The organism is Prosthecobacter sp., from assembly GCF_044373815.1.
Taxonomy (GTDB): domain Bacteria; phylum Verrucomicrobiota; class Verrucomicrobiia; order Verrucomicrobiales; family Verrucomicrobiaceae; genus Prosthecobacter.
Window position 1 is genome coordinate 1 of sequence record NZ_JBIPNG010000370.1, and the last position, 6,686, is coordinate 6,686.

Here is a 6,686-nt window from a genome sequence, read left to right on the forward strand (position 1 = left end):
CAGTGCTTTCGCCGCTACGGCGTCGGTTTCAAAATCTGCCCTGGCGCGCTCATACGCGGCACGGAGAATGGCCAGTTCGGCGGGCTTCGGCGCGCGCGCGAGCAGCAGCCGGAAGCCGTGGGCGAGCCGCGCGTCCACAGCGCTGCCACCCTCCTGCATCATGCGCTGCGCGAGAAAGCGCGAGGCTTCCACGTAGGTCGGGTCGTTCATCAGGTTCAGCGCCTGCAGCGGCGTGTTGGAGCGTGTGCGGCGAAGCGTGCACGTCTCACGAAAGGGCGCATCAAAGAGCATCATCCCGGGATTCGGTACGCTGCGCTTCCAATAGGTGTAGAGGCTGCGGCGGTGCAGGTCATCGCCGCTGCCCTGGCGATACGTCGCGCTGGGATTGTCCCGCTGCGCGACCACCTGCTCATACAGGCCGGGCGGGTGATACGGCTTCACCGACGGGCCGCCGATCTTGCCCACCAGCAAACCGCTGGCCGCGAGTGATTGGTCGCGCAGCATCTCGGCTGGCAGGCGAAAGCGCGGTCCGCGCGCGAGCAGCCGGTTCTCCAGATCGCGGTCATGCAGCACCGGTGTGAGTTGCGACTGCTGCCGGTACGTGGCGCTCGTCACCATGAGCTTCATCAGGTGCTTCACGTCCCAGCCGCTGCGGATAAACTCGCCCGCCAGCCAGTCGAGCAGCTCAGGATGCGAAGGCGCTGCACCCTGCGCCCCGAAGTCTTCACTCGTCTTCACCAGTCCGGTGCCGAAGATCTGCTGCCAGAAGCGGTTCACCGTCACGCGTGCGGTGAGCGGATTCTGCGGGCTCACGAGCCACTTCGCCAGGCCGAGACGATTGTGTGGAAGCCCGGCCTCCAGCGCGGGCAGCACCGCCGGGGTGGCCGCAGTCACCTGCTCGCCCGGTTTGTCATAGGCTCCTCGCATGAGTATGAAAGTCGGGCGCGCCTCCTTCATCTCCTCCATCACCAGTGTTGTCGGAATCTCCGCCTCGGCGGCGGTCACCTGCTTCTTTAACTCGCTCAACTGGTCGCTCAACTTGCGATTCTCCGGCTGCTGCGACAGTCGAAACGCCGCGAGCTGTTTCTTCTCGGCCTCACTGCGCTTGGCTTCTTCTTTGCGGGCGAGGTTCAGCACATTGGCAGGAGCAAGCACATGGGGCTCCGCCACCGTGGACAGCACCCGCCAGCGCGAAGGCCCGTTCGCATTTTCAACGCCCAGCTCGATCTCAATTTCCGCCGTCGTGTCATTGATGACCAGCACCTGCTCCAATTCAAACACCGCCTTTGCCGGGTGATCAGGCTTCACAGAAATCGCCACACGTGTTTTGCGATCATTGTCCAGCGCCTTGACCGTCTCCGTGGCCGCAAGCGAATCGCCCGCAGCAATGGCGCGCATTTTCAGTGGCTGCTTCTGTTCTCCCGCACGAGTGACCTTCAGCTCACTCCATTGAAAACTCGCCGCCGACTCCTTGGTGGCGCATTCGAAACGCAGCGCCGTGATACGACCCACCGGCAAGCGCGCCGCTATCTTGATGGTGTTGGCGCGCGTCTCCTGCGGCCCGACCTCAACGACGCGCGCCGCAGCATCCACGCGCGGAGGCGAATCGCCACCACTCGCGGTGCGGAGTTCCAGGGGCTCCCATGCTACGGTGGCAGCCGCGAGGCGGCGCGCCCATTCCTCGACTCCCGCCGAAGATTTGGCCGCCAGCGCAGTGAGCTGCTCATTCACCGCTTTGACGCTCACATTCAGGCCGCTGATCTTCGCCTCGACCTCTGGCGCGGGCAGATTGATGAACGGCGGTGAATTGGTGCGGATGGGATTGCTGTAAAGGCCGACGCCTTTCTCAGGCACGTTGTGGAAGAAGGCTTTCAGCGCGTAGAAATCGCGCTGAGTGAAGGCGTCAAACTTGTGGTCATGGCAGCGGCAGCAGTTGAAGGTCTGCCCCAGCCACACCGCCGCCGTCGTCTCCACCCGGTCCGCCGTATATTCCGCGAGAAACTCCTCCGCGATGATCCCGCCTTCCTCGTTCATCATGTGATTGCGGTGAAAGCCCGTGGCAATGCGCTGCTCCAGCTTCGGCTGCGGCAGCAGATCCCCGGCAATCTGCTCGATGGTGAATTGATCGAACGGCAGGTTACGATTGAAGGCGCTGATCACCCAGTCGCGCCAGGGCCAGAGTTCGCGGTCGCGATCCACCTGGTAGCCATTTGTGTCTGCAAAGCGCGCCGCATCCAGCCAGTCCACCGCCATGCGCTCGCCGTAGAGCGGTGACTTCAGCAAATGATCGACCACCTTTTCAAACGCTTGCGAGGAGGTGTCACCGAGGAATGCATCCACCTCCGCCAGCGTCGGCGGCAGACCTGTGAGATCGAGCGAAACGCGCCGTATCAGCGTCTCCCTTGCGGCCTCCGCCGATGGCGCAAGACCTTCACTCTCCAGCCGAGCGAGGATGAAACGGTCGAGATCATTGCGTGCCCACCCGTTCCGCTTCGTCTTCGGCAACGCCACCGGAGCCAGCGGCGCGAAGGCCCAGTGCGGCTCATATTTCGCGCCCTGTTGGATCCAGCTTCGCAGCATTTCCTTCTGCGCCGCCGTCACCGTCTTGTGAGATTTCGGCGGCGGCATCACCTCGTCTTTGTCGGTGTGGTTGAGGCGCACCCACAGCTCCGACTTTTCCACATCGCCCGGCACGATAGCCCCCACGCCGTCATGGTCAGCCGTCGCACCTTCAGCCGTATCCAGCCGCAGTTCCGCCTCGCGGTGCTTCGGGTCAAACCCGTGGCAGCTGAAGCAGTTGTCCGACAGGATGGGGCGTATGTCGCGATTGTAGCGCAGCGGTTCTGCCGCATGCGGTGCAGCGACAGCCAGCGCAGCAAGCAACGCCAGAAACAACGGGGATGAATGGTGCAATGTCAGCATTTCATTTGTGAGTGAATACACGGCTCTGGATCACCTCATGCACGAGTGTGCGCAGGCCGTAGCCGCTGGAAGCGGCACGCTGCACGATGGCTTCGACGACTTCGCGGTCGGCGAACTGCATCTGCGCACCGGTGAAGTGTGTGATGAATTTTTCGGTTACGCAGCGGGCGAGTTGCACGGGCTGCGCGAGGATGAGTTGCTTAAACTCATCCACATCTTTGAACGGGCGGCCATCCGCCATGGTGAAGCTAGGGTCCACGGGACGTCCCTGGGTATAAAAGCGAACGTCCGTGCCGGGGACGTTGACGACCTTGTCCTTCGCGCTGTCGGGAATGGCGCGATAGCTCGTGCGCCAGCGGCCGGTGACATCGAAGTTCTCCAGCGCGAAACCCGGCGGGTCGAGCTTCGCGTGACAAGTGGCGCAGGCCTGCTGATTGCGATGCTTGTCGAGCTGCTCACGGATGGTGGTGGCACCGCGAATATCCGGCTCGATGGCGGGCACGTTCTTTGGCGGCGGGTCGGGCGGCGTGCCGAGGATGCGGTCGAGCACATAAGCGCCGCGCACCACGGGCGATGTGCTGGTGCCGTTGGCGGAGACTTTCAACACCGCGCCTTGCGTGATGAAGCCACCGCGCCGTGAGTCAGGAGCGAGACTCACCTTGCGAATTTCCGCTCCCTTCACGCCAGCAATGCCGTAGTGCTCGGCGAGGCGTTCGTTCAGCATCGCGAAATCGCTGTGCATGATGTTGCGCACGCTGAGATTGCGCGTGAGCAATTCCTCAAAGAAGCGCTCGGTCTCGCTGACCATGGACTGCTGAAGGTATTGCTCGAACTCGGGGTAGAGCTTCGTATCCGGCTGGGTGAACTCGATGTCGCGCAGATTGAGCCAGCTTCCGAGGAAGTTTTGCGTGAAGTGCTTCGCCTTTGGCGAGGCCAGCATGCGCTCGGTCTGAGCGCGCAGGGTCGCGGGTTCGTGCAGCTTTTTCTGCGTGGCGAGGTTGGTGAGCTCATCATCCGGCGCAGTGCTCCACAGGCCATAGCTGAGCCGCGAGGCGAGCGCGTGGTCGTCGAGCGCGCCGACTTTTTCCTGGAGGAAGAGAAACTTCGGTGAGCACAGCGCCATCTTGTAGGCAGCGCGCAGGGCTTCATCAAAGCGACGGCCTTTTTGCATCTGCTCCTTCACGAGTTCGAGCCGCTCGTTCACTTCTTCTTCGGTCACCGGGCGGTGGAAAACTTTCGGCAGAAATGCGCTGAGCAAGCGGCGGGCATCGGCTTCGGGTTGCGTTGATACAACACGCAGGTCCTTGGTGGGCGCCTTCGGATTCGCAGGCTGCAGGGGCAGGTCACCGTAGAGCAGTTGGTGACCGCGCGGCGGCCATTGCTCATGCAGCGGGCCTTCGATTTCCACCCACTCGACGACTGCGCAAATGCCGCCGACCATCGCGCGTTCGTCCGGCGTCTCCGGCACGGCGCGGTAGGGCGAAAGCCAAAGCGTCTTGCCCTGCGGCACGCGCGCTTCGTATTCGAACTCGCGAAACTCCGTGGGACTCATCTCGAAGTAGGTATTGCCAAAGGTCAGTCCGGTGCGCGGCCAGTCGGCGAGCGCGACTTTGAGGACAATGTGGCGATCCGGGCGCTTCTTATCATTCGCATTCGCGTTCGGTCCCTCTTTGTCGATCATGGCCCGCGCGCGAATGCGGAAGCGATAACGCGCATCCGGCACCGGTGGCGACCACGCGCCAAGTTCGCCGTGAGGCCCGTTGCCGCCATTCCAACGAATCGCGAGCAGGCCCTCAGGCGAATGCGTCCACTGGCTGTTTTGAAAGCCGGGCGCGTTCCAGTCATGCCACGTTTCGTTGTAGTCCGTGCGGATCTTCTTCGTCTCGGGCTTCGGCGTGGTGACCGTCGCTTCCTTCAACGCGAGGTCCGCCGCCTGCAAGTAACGCTCCAGATGCACCGCGGAGAGATTCAGCGCCGCACCGATGTTGTCGAAACCGCCTGCTGTGCCGTCTTCTGGCAACATGTCACGCAGTGGCGTGTCGATGCCGAGCAGGTCGTCAATCGTGTTCACATACTCAGTGCGATTCAGCCGCCGGTAAACCACGCGACCTTCCGACTCCTGCTTATGTCGGCTGAAAGTGTGCAACTCAGCACGCAACGTCTTCAAAAAGGTGCTGCTCACTGCTGCCGGCGGTCGCTCCTTCTTCTTCGGTGGCATCTCGCCGCGCTCCACCTTGTCGAAGACCTTGGTCCATTGCTGGAGGTTCTCCACGTCATCGGGCTTCCATTTCAACGCTGCCAAATCGAGCCCGCCCTTCTTCGCGTCCGCGTCGTGGCAGTCGTAGCAGTGCTGGTCGAACATCGGCTCCAGTGTGCCGCCGAGTTCAGCGGCTGATGCGGAAGCGAGCGCAACCGTGCAAAGCAAGGTGGTGATGTTTAAGGCTCTCTTCATCACGGCTGCTTCGGGGTGATTGGTGGGACGCTGGCTGCATCGCCAGCCTTCGGCACAGACCGTGCGAGACGAAACCCCGTGTCGGGATATTTCTTCTCCGGTTTGGTGCTGGTGCGCACGACCGACTTCATCTTCTCAGACGTATGCGCCACGCAGCCACCTCTCATGCCGCGCTGCGTATCGAAGACGATCGCCTCGTTCCACTCCCAGGCATTGCCACCTTGATCGAAAGTGCCGTAGTAACTGGCGGAGCTGGGATAACTTCCCACCTGATACATCCGCGTGTAAGCACCGGGCGGGAGGTTGGCCACGTTCTTCTGCGAGTAGTTCGCCGAGTTCGGCTCACTGGCGCCTTCGGCCCGGAACTGCGGCAGTTCGTTGCTGCGCGTCGGATAGAGCCAATAATCGCCAGCCGGCCCACCCTTTGCTCGCAGCTGAAAATACGCTGCCTTATACCACTCGTTCTCCGTCGCGATCCACACCTTCGCACCCGGCTCATGCCGCGCGAGACCGCTGTGCTTGGCGATGTCATACGCGCCGGTTTCAGTGTCGCCCTTGCCCTGGCCATTGTGCAGCCAGTTCACAAAACGCATCGCATCGAGAAAGCTCACATAAACCACGGGCTTCTTCTCCTGACCCGCGATGACTTCATAGCGAAACGCTCCCGGCGCACCGATGCGATTGATGAACACCGGCAGGTCGTTGCGGATGCCGCCCTGATTGTTATCCGTCAACAGCGCGCTGCCCATGCTCGCATTCCACAGCCCTCGCGGATCAGTCGCTGCCACCGCATTCAAGAACTCCGCATACTGCCCGATGGTCACCTCGAACTTCGCTATCTGAAATTCATACCCCAACGCGCCATAGCCCGTCTTGTCCGGCGCATTGCCCGCATCACCCACCGTGACCCATTCGATGTCGAGGGCCTGAGCATCAATTCCGACAACGAGAAGCAAAAGGAGCCACAACTTCATTTCTTCTCCTCCAACGGCTCAAAGATCACATCGTCATACCAGCCGTTCACCACGTCCTTGCTGCCGCCGCCCACGGCGAACTGCACCGTCTCCTTGGGCGCATCGCCAGCGTTGGTCTGGTAGCTCAGCACTTGTTTTCCATCAATGAAAGTCGTGATCACCCTGCCTCGCATCTCGATGACCAGATCATGCCAAACATTCAGCGACAGTGCAATCTTCTCCACCTTCGCCGCACCGATGAACTTGCGGTTCATCTTCTTATCCTTCTTCAGCGCCTCAGCTTCCGGTGAACCTTTCGGATGCAAGTTCTCCTCGTCCCATGCGGTGATGCTGCCTTG

4 protein-coding genes are annotated in these 6,686 nt (G+C 61.7%); all 4 read right to left on the reverse strand.

From position 1 onward, the window contains the following. The coding region (locus ACIREA_RS23390; protein ID WP_397384759.1) for a PSD1 and planctomycete cytochrome C domain-containing protein at nt 1-2,943 on the reverse strand (2,943 nt) is incomplete at its 3' end. After that, a complete protein-coding gene (locus ACIREA_RS23395; RefSeq protein ID WP_397384760.1) occupies nt 2,924-5,374 on the reverse strand; it encodes a DUF1592 domain-containing protein in 2,451 nt (816 codons plus the stop codon). The genes ACIREA_RS23390 and ACIREA_RS23395, both read right to left, overlap by 20 nt. Beyond that, nucleotides 5,374-6,348, reverse strand: coding sequence for a formylglycine-generating enzyme family protein (locus ACIREA_RS23400; RefSeq protein ID WP_397384761.1), 975 nt, complete (start codon nt 6,346-6,348; stop codon nt 5,374-5,376). Before ACIREA_RS23400 ends, ACIREA_RS23395 begins: the two co-directional genes overlap by 1 nt. Then, the coding region (locus ACIREA_RS23405; protein ID WP_397384762.1) for a hypothetical protein at nt 6,345-6,686 on the reverse strand (342 nt) is incomplete at its 5' end. The genes ACIREA_RS23400 and ACIREA_RS23405, both read right to left, overlap by 4 nt.

Excerpts from the sequence above, each read along its gene's own strand:
- ACIREA_RS23400 (WP_397384761.1), bottom strand. The coding sequence starts at position 6,348 with ATGAAGTTGTGGCTCCTTTTGCTTCTCGTTGTCGGAATTGATGCTCAG.
- ACIREA_RS23395 (WP_397384760.1), bottom strand. The coding sequence starts at position 5,374 with ATGAAGAGAGCCTTAAACATCACCACCTTGCTTTGCACGGTTGCGCTC.